Source organism: Microbacterium sp. AC026, assembly GCF_979258475.1.
Map to the genome: position 1 here is coordinate 478,193 of NZ_OZ409857.1, position 12,463 is coordinate 490,655.

14 protein-coding genes are annotated in these 12,463 nt (G+C 62.9%); 4 read left to right on the forward strand and 10 right to left on the reverse strand.

Annotation, left to right across the window (positions count from 1 at the left end):
• Positions 1-14: 14 nt before the first annotated feature.
• Both ACZZ93_RS02495 and ACZZ93_RS02500 read right to left on the reverse strand, forming a co-directional pair.
• A complete protein-coding gene (locus tag ACZZ93_RS02495) occupies positions 15-512 on the reverse strand; it encodes a hypothetical protein (protein ID WP_314094311.1) in 498 nt (165 codons plus the stop codon).
• Positions 513-687: 175 nt separating this feature from the next.
• Positions 688-1,431, reverse strand: a complete 744-nt coding sequence (locus ACZZ93_RS02500) for a hypothetical protein (RefSeq protein ID WP_463510406.1) — start codon at positions 1,429-1,431, stop codon at positions 688-690.
• 226 nt (positions 1,432-1,657) lie between these two features.
• Between ACZZ93_RS02500 and ACZZ93_RS02505 the strand changes: the two genes are divergently transcribed.
• Positions 1,658-2,110: a helix-turn-helix domain-containing protein gene (locus ACZZ93_RS02505; RefSeq protein WP_463510407.1), complete on the forward strand. Its 453-nt coding sequence runs from the start codon at positions 1,658-1,660 to the stop codon at positions 2,108-2,110.
• Positions 2,111-2,454: 344 nt separating this feature from the next.
• On the opposite strand, the gene ACZZ93_RS02510 is transcribed toward ACZZ93_RS02505, so the two are convergent.
• From ACZZ93_RS02510 to ACZZ93_RS02525, 4 genes are all read right to left on the reverse strand, one after another.
• Positions 2,455-3,162: a hypothetical protein gene (locus ACZZ93_RS02510; protein ID WP_463510408.1), complete on the reverse strand. Its 708-nt coding sequence runs from the start codon at positions 3,160-3,162 to the stop codon at positions 2,455-2,457.
• A gap of 786 nt (positions 3,163-3,948) precedes the next feature.
• Complete coding sequence (locus tag ACZZ93_RS02515) at positions 3,949-4,287, reverse strand: helix-turn-helix domain-containing protein (protein ID WP_082586583.1); 339 nt, start codon at positions 4,285-4,287, stop codon at positions 3,949-3,951.
• A 4-nt stretch (positions 4,288-4,291) separates the two neighbouring features.
• Positions 4,292-5,398 carry a tyrosine-type recombinase/integrase gene (locus ACZZ93_RS02520; RefSeq protein ID WP_056278731.1) on the reverse strand — a complete coding sequence of 369 codons (1,107 nt, stop codon included), beginning with the start codon at positions 5,396-5,398 and terminating at the stop codon, positions 4,292-4,294.
• A 332-nt stretch (positions 5,399-5,730) separates the two neighbouring features.
• A complete protein-coding gene (locus ACZZ93_RS02525) occupies positions 5,731-6,057 on the reverse strand; it encodes a hypothetical protein (protein ID WP_053096077.1) in 327 nt (108 codons plus the stop codon).
• Positions 6,058-6,157: 100 nt separating this feature from the next.
• Here ACZZ93_RS02525 and ACZZ93_RS02530 point away from each other — a divergent pair, with 100 nt between their 5' ends.
• Entirely contained in the window at positions 6,158-7,003 is an 846-nt protein-coding gene (locus ACZZ93_RS02530) for a class I SAM-dependent methyltransferase (RefSeq protein ID WP_463510409.1), read from the forward strand.
• Between the two features lie 66 nt (positions 7,004-7,069).
• Here the strand turns inward: ACZZ93_RS02530 and ACZZ93_RS02535 are convergent, their stop codons facing one another.
• From ACZZ93_RS02535 to ACZZ93_RS02545, 3 genes are read right to left on the reverse strand one after another with little or no spacing between them, the layout of a single operon-like run.
• Positions 7,070-9,421 carry an ATP-binding cassette domain-containing protein gene (locus ACZZ93_RS02535; protein WP_463510410.1) on the reverse strand — a complete coding sequence of 784 codons (2,352 nt, stop codon included), beginning with the start codon at positions 9,419-9,421 and terminating at the stop codon, positions 7,070-7,072.
• A 25-nt stretch (positions 9,422-9,446) separates the two neighbouring features.
• Positions 9,447-9,857, reverse strand: a complete 411-nt coding sequence (locus ACZZ93_RS02540) for a VOC family protein (RefSeq protein ID WP_056279056.1) — start codon at positions 9,855-9,857, stop codon at positions 9,447-9,449.
• A gap of 5 nt (positions 9,858-9,862) precedes the next feature.
• Complete coding sequence (locus tag ACZZ93_RS02545) at positions 9,863-10,261, reverse strand: helix-turn-helix transcriptional regulator (RefSeq protein ID WP_232224559.1); 399 nt, start codon at positions 10,259-10,261, stop codon at positions 9,863-9,865.
• Between the two features lie 179 nt (positions 10,262-10,440).
• On the opposite strand from ACZZ93_RS02545, the gene ACZZ93_RS02550 reads away from it, so the two are divergent.
• Positions 10,441-11,040: an HdeD family acid-resistance protein gene (locus ACZZ93_RS02550; protein ID WP_053096073.1), complete on the forward strand. Its 600-nt coding sequence runs from the start codon at positions 10,441-10,443 to the stop codon at positions 11,038-11,040.
• A 63-nt stretch (positions 11,041-11,103) separates the two neighbouring features.
• Here ACZZ93_RS02550 and ACZZ93_RS02555 read toward each other — a convergent pair whose 3' ends face one another.
• On the reverse strand, positions 11,104-11,868 hold the full coding sequence (locus ACZZ93_RS02555) for an SDR family oxidoreductase (protein WP_463510411.1): 765 nt from the start codon (positions 11,866-11,868) through the stop codon (positions 11,104-11,106).
• 120 nt (positions 11,869-11,988) lie between these two features.
• Between ACZZ93_RS02555 and ACZZ93_RS02560 the strand changes: the two genes are divergently transcribed.
• Positions 11,989-12,462: an NfeD family protein gene (locus ACZZ93_RS02560; RefSeq protein WP_053096071.1), complete on the forward strand. Its 474-nt coding sequence runs from the start codon at positions 11,989-11,991 to the stop codon at positions 12,460-12,462.
• The last annotated feature ends 1 nt before the right edge of the window (position 12,463 follow it).

A 12,463-nucleotide genomic window follows, 5' to 3' on the forward strand; every position in this document is an offset into this window, starting at 1 on the left:
GTCGCTGAAGACGATCACGTCTTGCTGGAGTTCATGATCACCGCGACAATCGAATTCGGATCCCTCTTCAGGCGCAACCACTGCGCCGGGGTGACGAGCTCTAGCGCAGGGCTTCGAGTCGTCATGAATGAGTACACACGCTCAGCAGACCACGATTCTGGAAGTGCCTTTCCTAGTTGCGTGACGCCCTCGAGCACGCCGCAAAATCGGTCAAACTGCCACACGGGGTAACGCCGTTTCCGGTTCACCACAAAGTAGTAGAGGGAGCCTTGTTGAGCGCGTCGCCGGACCTGACGTGCACCGACCATGAGAAAGTCAGCAGTTTCATCGTCGCTCCAAGAATCGATGACGGCCTCGAGTCGTAGTCGGTACTCGGGACGAAGCCGAAGTCTCGGTTCAGCCGGCGAATCAATTGGAGTAGCCGTTTCGTTGCTGGTTGTGCTCGTCTCAGGAGCCGGCGACTTTGCCGATATAAACAGATCGCCTTCGGTCTCCAGCACCAGTTCGATCATCGTGCGGAGGATTGCGTCGATAAGTTTCCGATCGCGCCCGGAATCTGCTGCCGCTTGCACGAGCCGTCTGAACGCCTCGAGAACTGAATCGAGCTCCTCTTGCGTGACTGCGTCGTGATCACCAGGAGTGCTCACTCCCTTACGGCGCGACGAGGGCTCACGCTCCTGGGGGTCGCTATTCACTCTCCACCTCCAAAGTCTCGAGAAAGTCGGCGATCTGGTGTGGATCACTCCCTCGCATTAACCAGTCGGCGGGAGAGACTGAGCCGCCATCGTCGGCGAGTTCGCGGCGCGGAGTCATCATGAACGAGTTGATCGTGGCCGGCGACCAATCCTTCGGAATGGCGGGGGCGACGATATCGATTCCCGGTACGACAGCGAATCGTGGTCGCCCCGCGAACTGCCAGGACGGGTATCGCCACTCGGAGTCGCACTCGACGACGTGCAGATAGCCGCGACGAGTGAGTCGACGCAACGACGTTGGCGCGACGCGCAGTAGAGCGCGGGCTTCGACCGCGCTCAGGGAGTGCTCCGACGCGTCGGTCGCCGTGGGCGATCTCGCACCGCCTAACGCTTTATTACTCTCGCGGGGTTGCGCTTGGAGTGCACGAGACTGCTCGCGAAAGCGGTGACCGACTCGAAGACTACGTGTGACCTGTCGGTCGTATTCGATGTATCCGCGTCGGCGCCATTCGATAGCCACGTGGCTACGGAAGCTGCTGTTCCCGCGGCGTCGCTCTAAGACATCCCATTCCGTGGGGAGGCGGGCAGGAACTCCACCGGTGTCGGGGAGCAAGTGCTCGAAGAGTTCCCGGAAGGTCGGTCCCTGCGACTGACGACGGCGGTACTGGGCAATGAAGATGCCTGCTGCCAAGCCCCATTCATCGGCAGAGTCCTCTCCGGTGAAGTCCTCGAACATGTATGCCCACGAAGCGGGCGGGGGATGGCCCACACCGCGCCACCACGAACCCCAAGAACTACTCGCCACGATAACCGTCACAATCGCGGTCGCACGCATCGGCCCAGCCCTGCGGTGCGACCGCGGTGTCCGTAGGGCGGGCAGCACACGTGCAGAGTGGAGGGAGGATCCGGCGAAAGTCGATTGTTTCGTATGGCCAGAGTAATTATGCCATACGGACTAGGCCATGTCCTCTGCACCGAATCGCGAGGCTAGAGATGTGGTTCGGCGAAATGAGTTGGCGGAAGCCGAGTGGAGCGCGTACGCGCAGCAGCTCGCGGTCGCACTTCGTCGAGTTCGGCAGGAGGCTGGGCTGAGCCAAGAGGACGTGGCGTACGGCGCCGGCATGAGCCGTTACACCTATCAGAAGTACGAAAAGGGGAGTCCCGTCCGGGGATGCCGGCGAATCCCTCACTTCGATCACTGTTCGCAATATCCCAGGCCCTCGGGGTCGGTTTGGATGCCATTCTTCCCGGAGGCGTGCCAGACCTACGCCCCCGCTAGCCGACGGGTGGTGTCCGGCGGACGGCTCGACGGGATCCGCATACGTGTTCTCGCGTTGGTCTCCCTCGAGTCTCGAAACTTGCTTGATCGACCATGCCATGAACCCTCCGCCTACAGCTTTGATGTGTCGCACTAGCGTCGGGGCGGCACACTCAAGCGCGACAACGCAGAGGATGAAGAGACGTTAGCGTTCATGCTTCAGCCCGCGCCGTGGGAGAGCCGCACCGACGATGATGCCGCTTCGACTTCGAAACTAGGCGTTCGACACGACTGAGCCGGAACGAGACTCTGCTAAATCCTCGGTGGAGGCGGAAGCGGCTACGCGACCGTTCGTAACGGCGGGGCTATACGACTCGCAGACCGCGCTCTCGCAAGCGTTCGCCCTCCGGTTTGTCGCCCGAGACGGGGGAGTGGCTGCTGACCTTGGCTCTGAACGAGAGATGTTGCTGAACAGCACCGAAGGCGCACCGGCCGACGACGTCAGGAGGTTTCATCCTCACGGTGAAATCGGCCATGCACGTACTGTTCGAAGCGGACGCCCTGGTGGATCTCATGCTGGTCCATCGCGTTGAAGCTGAATCCCATCGCCATTGCGACGAGCGGCGCTGGCATCCGGGTGACGAGGTCGTCCAGGCTGGTGTTCTTCGCTGCGAGAACGTCGATACCAAGCGCGTTTAGCTCCTCTTTCAGTTGTTGCGCGGTGATATGTCTGCCGGCTCGCATCCCGGGGAAGAGGTACGAATTGTCGTCGACTCGCTGGGTTCGGACGCGGGCACGCGCGGCGAGGTGTGCGGAAACGATACTCGCGAACGGCTCCGGCACCGGTACGTCCTTCCCGGAAAATCTGACAATCAGTTCATCGGCATCGGTGCGGGTGAACTGATCAACGCGCATTTTCGAGAGGCGCGTCAGCGGTTGACCGAACAAGAGAAACATCAATGCTGCCGTGCGGGTCGCGAGTTTCAGGTCAGTGGCGTCGCAGTAGAAGCGGATCCAGCGAAGGCGTTCGTCCGCGTCCATCCTTCGCGTGGAGCGCGCGTTGCGGCGCGGCACCGTCAGCGGGTGGGAGAGCTTGTGTTCCGTGCAGTAGTCCAGGAACAGCTTGAGGTTATAGCGTGTGGTCGGCCCAGTTGTCAGCCATTCATCGACGAGTCCCTGTCCACAATCGCCGAGGCTGACATTCTGCACCTCTAGCCATTGCAAGAACTCGCTCGCCGCCGTGATCTGCTGTTTGGCGTAATGTGCGGGGAGTGGGCGTCCTGCCCCCGCTCGACTAGTTGTCGCACACGATTCAGGTGATGCCAGACGGCATACTGCGTGAGAGGCAGACGCTGGTTCGGCGGGGTCTCTTGGACAACACGGTTGACCCAGTTTTCAAAGGAGACGTAGGCCTCATCGCGAGTCGGGAGCAGCTTCATATCGACGAGCAGTGCTCGTATGTGTTGCACGGCTCCCGTACGCCCAGCACTGTCGAGACCTTCATGGGTGATCGAGATGGATCCGTCCGCGAGTCCGCGGAGGATGGTCTTGACCTTGGGTGAGCGCATCCAGGTAAGCACGCTTGTCGGACGGTCGCTCTCGAGTAGGCGGGTCTTGAGCGCCGACATCGTCGGATCAAACTGATCAGCCCCGTTCAGGACTTCGCTGAGATCGTCGTCAAGGGAACATCGTTCACAATTCCCGCGTCGGAAGATGGCACCCTCGTGCCCGCATCGGTGACAAATGAAGCTGCGCCCGAGGCCGCCGCAGTCAGAGCACACCGAGCGTCCCGACGAGTCGATTCCGGGCAGCAGCCTGTTGGTCGAACACCCGGGACAGTCGCCGAAGGTGTGGGTCGCTCGGTCGTAGCAGCGCCCACAGATCAGACCTTCAGGAAACCGATACTTCGTTGTCGTCTTGGGTGTCTGTTCCTGGCACCGCGCGCACGTGACCTCGCCCGGCGCCCGTGGTCGGCCCTTTGGTCTCCTCCCGTTGTCAGCGGTCATCGGCAATCACCCTCGCTCGTTTCGGTCGGGCTCGGCTCCCCACGGCGTTCAGGTTGGTGACCTCATTCACTGCTCGTTTCGCGGATGCGGCATCTGTTGCCGACGTAGTTATCAGGTCGGCAGGCGTGCAGTGAAAGATGTCGCACAGTGCGGCAAGCAGCGGCAGCGAAAGTCGTTCAGGCCTCCCAGTGACCATCCGCCAAATCTGCGCTGACGACAAGTTGATCCCCCGATCCGCTAGGTGGGGAGCGAGATCTGTGGAGTTATGCATGGCGTTGCGTGCCATCAGCTCAGACAGCTTCCAGTCGTAGTCGGTTGTGCGGCGCATTTCATCATTCCTTGGATCCGTTTCTGAGAGCGTCTCCGATAGTTCCACCGAGCATGTCTCGAACAGTCGAGGTGAGGTATTCGTCGGAAACACCCGTGTACAGCGCGGTGGTCGACGCGTACTCATGACCAACCTGCCTCTGTACAAAGTACGCTGGTGCGCCTGCTTCGATGAGGTGTGTGATGTACGAGTGTCGCAGTGAGTGCATGACGACCTCGCGTCCTAGCCCTATATCGTCCCGATACTGACGGAACCTGGCGCCTAGGGCAGTTTCGGACACGAACGTTCCACGTTCAGTTGTAAATAGCTCGGTGCCGCCTTGAGTTGCCAAGTGGGGATGCCCTCTCTCGAGCCACTCCTCGAGTATCTCGCTGCCCCACGGGAAGAGGGCGAGGACGTTGCGCTGTTTGTAATCCGATCCTCGCATCGCCTTTCCGTACCGGACGTTGAGGTGACCGTACTTACCGAACTCGGGCGCTTTTCGATTGCGACTGAAGTCGAAGGTCTCAAGATGACGGACTTCGTTCCTGCGAAGCCCGAAGCAGTATGCGATCTTGAAGAGTGTCGCGTCGCGAAACGCTGCCGCCCAGCCTTTTCGATCTGTCCGTGCTATGCGTTCGACCTCATCATCGGCACGGTCGAAAAAGGCTTGAAGCTCGGTGTGACGAAACGGTCGACGTCGTCCTCCGTGCTCCGCTTCTTGGATGTGTCGAGCGGTATTCCAGTAGTGGAAGACCGGCGCGGGATGCGTGTCGAAGAGTTCCATACAGCGGTCTATCCAGCCGTATGACTCCGAGCAGATGTAGTCGGTGAAACCCGACAGCGCGTTCTGGTAACTGCGGATCGTGGAACGTTGGTTGCCGTGGACCGCGCGACGGTCAGCGAAGAACTCATCGACCATGTCCACACTCCAGGCCCAGGGGTACTCATTCATCTCGGTAGCGAAACGGCGGATCAGTCCCTCCCGATTCTCGACAGTGGAGAAAGCGAGATTTCGCGTCAGCTGCTGGCGCCGAAAGCCTTGCAACATCTCGGAAAACACAGTCTCTTCCGGGTGAAGCAGCACGAATCCGGATTGCTGCACGAATCGTCCTTGCTCGTCGAGACCCATGATCTATCCTTTCATTTGATGATTGAATCATGCACTTAACGAAGGATCCGCGCAACCACTAGTTTTGGCACCCATCGACGCGCGTGCTTCTGCTTGGTGGCCACGGACCCGCCACGCCCTTGATGACGAGTAAGCCGATGGCTTCTTCCCAGATCAGACGGCGCTTCTTGCTAGATTTGATCGAGCCGCCACGCACGCGCGAAGGGAACCGCGGCGGATTTCATCTGTTGAAATAAAGCTCAGTCTCCCTGACATAATGTGCATTATCGGCTATTACCCGTTCCGATGGCTCCCGCTGCGCCGTCGTCCAGAACGCCGCGGGACGGCCGGTGTCATTCGAGGTCGTATCCGGGTGGATACTCGATCTCCAGCGGCTGACTCGTCGGAGACTCGATAGAACGGGTGCGCTGTCGCAGTCGCTCGACGAGTTCGGGATCCTCGATCTCCGGACCCTCGCCAGCGGCCTCCTTGGACACGATCTGGCTCGCTGGACCGATGAGGAACTTCGCGACTGCTGTGCCGCCGTCGTTCTCCCGCACCGGGATCTCGACGATCTCCGCACGCTCATCGTCTCCCAGTGCTCGGCTGTAAGCCAGCAGCGCATCGGCGATCGCATCTCCAGTGAGGTACTCATCTCCGGCGTAGATGATCTTCTGCATGCTGCTTTTCTAGAGGATGACGCCGTCGACAAGATCTCCCTTGATCCGCGACTCGTTATTTGCTACGAGAACGATGCGAGCGCATCGCTAGGCTCTAGGCGTGAACGGTAGCAACATCGACATCGATTGGACGGTCGCCCGCGACGCCAATCAGGACAACTGGAACGATCGCGTACCGCTGCATGAGGTCGCCTACGGTCTCGACGCGTTCGACGATCCTTCGCATCTCAGCGACGTCGTCAGTGCCGATCTCCCGGTGCTTCGCCGATTCGTGCCCGACAGCAGGATCACGGGACTCGACCTGTGCCATCTGCAATGCCATATCGGTACCGACACCGTCTCGCTGGCCCGTGCGGGAGCGACCGTCACCGGCGTCGACTTCTCGGCGCCGGCCCTTGCTGCGGCCGAAGCGCTGGCCGAGCGCACGGGGGTTTCGGCGACATGGATCGAGACGGACGTCCTCGACGCACGCGCAGCCGTGAGGGGTGACTTCGATGTCGTCTACACGAGCATCGGCACGATCACCTGGTTGGACGACCTCGACCGCTGGGCTGCGCAGATCGTCGGCCTGCTGCGTCCGGGAGGCACGTTCTTCATCCGCGACGGACATCCTGCTCTGTACGCGCTCGACGAAGATGCGCCGACGCTCGTGACCCGCTACCCGTATTTCGGCGACGGCCGGGCGCAGCGATGGGACGACGAATCGACCTACGCCGGAGACGGCAAGGTCGCGCACCCGCGCACGTACGAATGGCCGCACCCGCTCTCGGAGATCCTGGGGTCGCTGTTGAAAGCGGGCCTGCGTCTTCTGCACTTCGACGAGGGACGAACACTCCCCTGGCGGTTCAGTCCTCGGATGGTCGAGGTCCCCGGCGGGTATGCCTGGCCTGAAGCGGAACGGAACCTTCTCCCCTGCACGTACACGGTGGTCGCACGCAAGGACTGATCGCTCCTCGCGAAGGTTCGTACTCATCTGGCGACACGACTCGTGACATGGCGCCAGCCGCCCGCTCTACGCGCCGACGTACTCTGCCAGATGCTCGCCCGTGACCGTCGTTCGCGCAGCCACGAGTTCTGCGGGGCTTCCCTCGAAGACGACGCGGCCGCCGTCGTGGCCCGCGCCGGGACCGACGTCGATGATCCAGTCGGCGTGCGCCATCACAGCCTGGTGATGCTCGATCACGATCACGGTCTTTCCGGATTCGACGAGTCGATCGAGCAGTCCGAGGATGTTCTGGACGTCAGCGAGGTGGAGCCCCGTGGTCGGCTCGTCGAGCACGTACGTGTCGCCCTTCTCCCCCATCTGGATGGCCAGCTTGATGCGCTGGCGTTCGCCTCCGGACAGAGTGGACAGCGGCTGTCCCAGCGATAGGTAACCGAGGCCCACATCTTCGAGGCGTCCGAGGATCGTCGCTGCCGCCGGCAGCTTCGCCTCCCCCTCGGAGAAGAACACCCGTGCCTCGGCGACCGGGAGATCCAAGACCTCGGTGATGTCCTTGCCCGCCAGCTTGTACTCGAGGACGGCAGCCTGGAAGCGCTTGCCGCCGCAGTCCTCGCAGGGTGTCTCTATCGTGTCCATGAACCCGAGTTCGGTGATGATGACACCGGCGCCCTTGCAGGTCGGGCAGGCACCCTCGGAGTTCGCGCTGAACAGGGCCGGCTTGACGCCGTTGGCTTTGGCGAACGCCTTGCGGATCGGTTCGAGCATGCCCGTGTAGGTGGCGGGATTGCTGCGCCGTGATCCCTTGATCGCGCCCTGGTCGATCGCCACGACCCCCTCGCGCTTCGACACGGACCCGTGGATCAGGGAGCTCTTGCCGGAACCCGCGACCCCGGTCACGACGGTGAGGATCCCGGTGGGGATGTCGACATCGACGTTCTGCAGGTTGTTGGCCGAGGCGCCTCGGATCTCGATCGCGCCGGTGGCACTGCGCACCGAATCCTTCAGCGCGGCTCGATCGTCGAGGTGGGCGCCGGTGCGGGTTCCGCTGGCCTTCAATCCCTCGATGGTCCCCTCGAAGCAGATCTCACCGCCGGCGCTTCCGGCGCCGGGACCGAGATCCACCACGTGGTCTCCGATGGCGATGGTCTCCGGCTTGTGTTCCACCACCAGCACGGTGTTGCCCTTGTCGCGCAGGCGCAACAGAAGGGTGTTCATCCGCTGGATGTCATGCGGGTGGAGGCCGATGGTCGGCTCGTCGAACACGTACGTGACATCGGTGAGAGACGAGCCGAGGTGACGCAGCATCTTGATGCGCTGCGCCTCTCCCCCGGACAGCGTCCCAGATGGACGCTCGAGGCTCAGGTATCCCAGGCCGAGCGTGACGAACGCGTCGAGGTTCGCGCTCAGCGCCTCGAGCAGGGGCGCCGCCCCGGGGAGTTCCAAGCCTCTCACCCACTCGGCGAGATCGGTCACCTGCATGCGGCAGGCATCGGCGATGCTGATGCCGTCGATCTTGGAGGACCTCGCTCCTTCGGTGAGGCGGGTGCCATCGCACTCCGGGCATGTCGCGAACGTCGCCACGCGTTCGACGAAAGCGCGGATGTGCGGCTGCAGCGCGTCGAGGTCTTTCGAGAGCATCGACTTCGTGATCTTGGGGATCAACCCCTCGTACGTCATGTTGATGCCCGAGATCTTGACCTTGGTGACCTCGCCGTAGAGGAAGAGCTGTCGCTGCTTCTCGGTGAACTCCGAGACCGGCTTGTCGGCGGGATAGAAGCCCGATGCGGAGAAGCCCTTCACCATCCAGCCGTCCGCCGTGTAGCCGGGAACCATGATCGCTCCCTCGTCGAGAGACTTCGACTCGTCGACGATCTGCGCGAGGTCGAGATCCGACACCGCTCCCCTGCCCTCGCACCGAGGGCACATGCCGCCGAGGTAGATGGCGTCCTTGACGATCTTCTTCTCGCCGCCCGGCCCCGTCATCACTCCGCTGGCTTTCTGAGTCGGGATGTTGAACGAGAACGCCGTCGGGCCTCCGATGTAGGGGTCACCGAGCTTGCTGAAGAGGATGCGCAGCATGGCGTTCGCGTCGGTGACCGTTCCGACGGTGGATCGCGGATTCGCGCCGAGACGCTCCTGATCGACGATGATCGAGGTCGTGAGTCCCTCGAGCACGTCGACGTCCGGACGCGGGACCGACGGCATGAAGCCCTGGACGAACGCGCTGTACGTCTCGTCGATCATGCGCCGTGACTCGGCGGCGATCGTGTCGAAGACCAGCGAGCTCTTGCCGGATCCGGAGACGCCGGTGAACACGGTGAGGCGACGCTTGGGAATGTCGACGCTCACCTCTTTGAGGTTGTTCTCGCGCGCACCCTGTACGCGGATGATGTCGTGGCCGTCAGCGGGGTGCGTCGTCATGGTGATCCTCGAGTAGCGACCGGGGTCAGCCGGCCTGGTTGATTCGGAGCAGGTTGCCTGCGGGGTCTCGGAAGGCGCAGTCGCGCACGCCGTAGGGCTGATCCATGGGCTCCTGCACCACATCGGCGCCGTTGTCGACAAGTCGCTCGAACACCGCGTCGAGATCGTCGCTCGCGAGAGTCAGCGCGCCGTAGCTGCCCTTCGCGATGAGTTCGAGGATCGTCTGGCGCTCGGCGTCCGTGATCCCGGGATCGGTTGCCGGCGGGTGCAGCACGATCGACGTCTCCGGCTGCCCCGCGGGACCGACCGTGAGCCACCGCAGGCCGTCGTAGCCGACGTCGTTGCGCACCTCGAAGCCAAGGGCGTCACGGTAGAAGCCGAGAGCCGCCTCGGCATCGGTGTGCGGAAGGAATGCGTAGTGGATGCTGATGTTCATGAGACTCACGTTAGGTGCGCGCCCGTGCGCGGCGCTTCTTGATTCCTGATCGGTCGGATGACGTGCTTCGCCTGGAACGTCGGAATGCCGTCGACGTCGGCGGCGCGCTCACGATACACGCGGGGTGGGACACCGACCAGTTCCGTGAATCGAGTGCTGAACGTGCCCAGCGATGAGCATCCGACTTCGAAGCACACCTCGGTGACGCTGAGGTCGCCGCGGCGCAGCAGAGCCATCGCGCGCTCGATCCGCCGCGTCATCAGATAGGAGTATGGCGACTCGCCGTAGGTCTCCTTGAAGCGCCTGCTGAGATGGCCGGCCGACATGTGTGCTCCGCGGGCGAGCGCCTCCACATCGAGAGGCGTGGCGTACTCGCGGTCGATCCGATCCCGCACCTTGCGCATCACGACGAGCTCGCGGAGCCGCGCGTCATCGTCCGAGGTCACCCCCTGATTTTGCCATGACCGCGCGTGACGGAGTGTGAACGTCGGCGACATATCGATATCGGGTTCCCCCATCCGTCACCGGACAGCGCTACTCTGTCAGCATCCCTCACAGGATTTTCTCAGAAAGGGTCCCCACCATGACTGATTCCCTCGCTTCCGAAGCGAAATCGCTGTTCAAGTCCATTCGAGTCGTCCTGGCCGTCTCCGGTGTCATCGCACTGATCGCGGGCATCGTCCTGCTCGTCTGGCCCGCCAAGTCCGCCGTCATCGTGACGGGCATCTTCGCCACCTACCTCGTGATCGCGGGCCTCGTCTACATCGGGCTCGGCATCTTCTCCCGCGTGAAGGGCGGGTGGGCTCGAGTCGGGCACATCGTGCTGGGCCTCGTGTACATCGTGGCCGGCGTCATCGCGTTCGCGAACCTCGGCGTCGCCGCTGCCACTCTCGCGCTCGTCGTCGTCATCTTCATCGGCATCAGCTGGATCGTCGACGGAGTGGTGGCGTTGTCGCTTCTCGGAAAGGACGGCTCGCGAGTCTGGACGCTGCTCTACGCTCTGCTCAGCATCATCGCCGGTATCGTCGTCCTCTTCTCGCCCCTGTACGCGGCAGCCGTGCTCTGGCTGGTGCTCGGCATCTCGCTCGTCGTCCTCGGGATCGTCCAGATCGTGCGCGCGATCACACTGGGCAAGGACGCGAAGGAGTTCGTGGCATCGGCGAAGGCCGACTCCGCGCTCTGATCCTCCCCGCAACGCGAAGAGCCCCGTCCACGCGGACGGGGCTCTTTCGGTGCTATCAGCCGCTCACTCCGCGACGAATGCGCTCACATCGCCGACGAGACGCGTGTTGTCGGCGGGGACAGCGTCGATTGCCGCGCGAGCGACCTCCGCGGCGAACTCCGACACGTTGTAGAGCTTGCCGGCGGATTCGCGCCGCTCCGCGATCGCTCCGGGGTTGGCGCGCTCGAGCAGAGTCGCGGTGATCGTGCCTTCGATCATGTCTCCGGACACCACGGTGAAGCCGATGCCCTTACCCGCGAGCCCGGGGATCCGCTCGCGGAGCGCGTCTTCTCCGGCGCGCTTCGACAGGGCGACGGGCTCGTACTGCGGCATGGTCGGGGTGGTGCGGATGAAGTGCGCCTGGTGGCTCGTGACGAAGACGACCCGCGCGCCGTCGCCGAGCAGCGGAACAGCCGCATCGAGGACGTTCAGCTGCGCGTCGCGGTTGAGTGTCAGGGCGTAGTCCTCGGCCATTCCCGATTCCATGCCGCCGGAGGCATTGAGGACGAGGACGTCGAGGCGTCCGAATTCGGCCTTCACCGCATCGAACATCTCGCCGACGGACGCGGGGTCGGTCAGGTCGGCACCGACGACCAGCACGCGGCGGCCCAGCTCGCGCAGCTGCCCGGCGAGCTTCTCTGCACGTGGGGCCTTGTTGCGGAAGTTGATCACCACGTCGGCGCCGGCCTCGGCGAGGTAGCGCACGGTGTCCGCCCCGATGCCTCGAGACGAGCCGGTGACGAGGGCGACCTTGCCCTCGAGAGAACCTGCGGGAAGAACGTCGGTCACAGTGACTCCTCTGATGCGTGATTCGCCGTGATGACACGGCGCTTTCAGACTATCAAGCCGGCCCCGTCCAGCCGGGACCGGGCTCGACCTGCGTGATAGGTTGACCGCAAAGGAGGCCGCATGGACAACTTCGCGACATTCGTTCAGTTCATCGACCAATGGGCATGGATCGGTTGGCTGATCCTGATCGCCATCTTCCTCGTGATCGAGATGCTGACTCTCGACTTCACCTTCCTGATGCTGAGCTTCGGCAGCGTCGTCGGGCTCGTCACGGACTTCCTCGGCATCCCGGTCTGGGTACAGGTGCTGATCGCCGCCGCGGCGGCCGCGCTCTTCATCCTGTTCCTGCGTCCGCCGCTGATCAAACGCCTGCATCGAGGCGAGGACCCGACCAAGTCCAACGTCGACGCGCTTCTCGATCTCCGAGGCATCGCGCTGCAGGACATCACCCAGATCTCCGGCCAGGTGAAGCTGAGCAACGGCGACACCTGGACCGCCCGCACCGCCGGAGCCGTGCCGATCCCGCAAGGATCACCGATCGCCGTCATGACGATCAACGGCGCGACCGCGACCGTCCGTCCCGTCAACGACTAGG

Bases quoted from the DNA above. Each gene is read 5' to 3' on its own strand.
- ACZZ93_RS02495 (WP_314094311.1), bottom strand. From the start codon at position 512: ATGATCGAACTGGTGCTGGAGACCGAAGGCGATCTGTTTATATCGGCA.
- ACZZ93_RS02500 (WP_463510406.1), bottom strand. From the start codon at position 1,431: ATGTTCGAGGACTTCACCGGAGAGGACTCTGCCGATGAATGGGGCTTG.
- ACZZ93_RS02505 (WP_463510407.1), top strand. From the start codon at position 1,658: ATGTCCTCTGCACCGAATCGCGAGGCTAGAGATGTGGTTCGGCGAAAT.
- ACZZ93_RS02515 (WP_082586583.1), bottom strand. From the start codon at position 4,287: ATGCGCCGCACAACCGACTACGACTGGAAGCTGTCTGAGCTGATGGCA.
- ACZZ93_RS02520 (WP_056278731.1), bottom strand. From the start codon at position 5,398: ATGGGTCTCGACGAGCAAGGACGATTCGTGCAGCAATCCGGATTCGTG.
- ACZZ93_RS02525 (WP_053096077.1), bottom strand. From the start codon at position 6,057: ATGCAGAAGATCATCTACGCCGGAGATGAGTACCTCACTGGAGATGCG.
- ACZZ93_RS02535 (WP_463510410.1), bottom strand. From the start codon at position 9,421: ATGACGACGCACCCCGCTGACGGCCACGACATCATCCGCGTACAGGGT.
- ACZZ93_RS02540 (WP_056279056.1), bottom strand. From the start codon at position 9,857: ATGAACATCAGCATCCACTACGCATTCCTTCCGCACACCGATGCCGAG.
- ACZZ93_RS02545 (WP_232224559.1), bottom strand. From the start codon at position 10,261: ATGCGCAAGGTGCGGGATCGGATCGACCGCGAGTACGCCACGCCTCTC.
- ACZZ93_RS02550 (WP_053096073.1), top strand. From the start codon at position 10,441: ATGACTGATTCCCTCGCTTCCGAAGCGAAATCGCTGTTCAAGTCCATT.
- ACZZ93_RS02560 (WP_053096071.1), top strand. From the start codon at position 11,989: ATGGACAACTTCGCGACATTCGTTCAGTTCATCGACCAATGGGCATGG.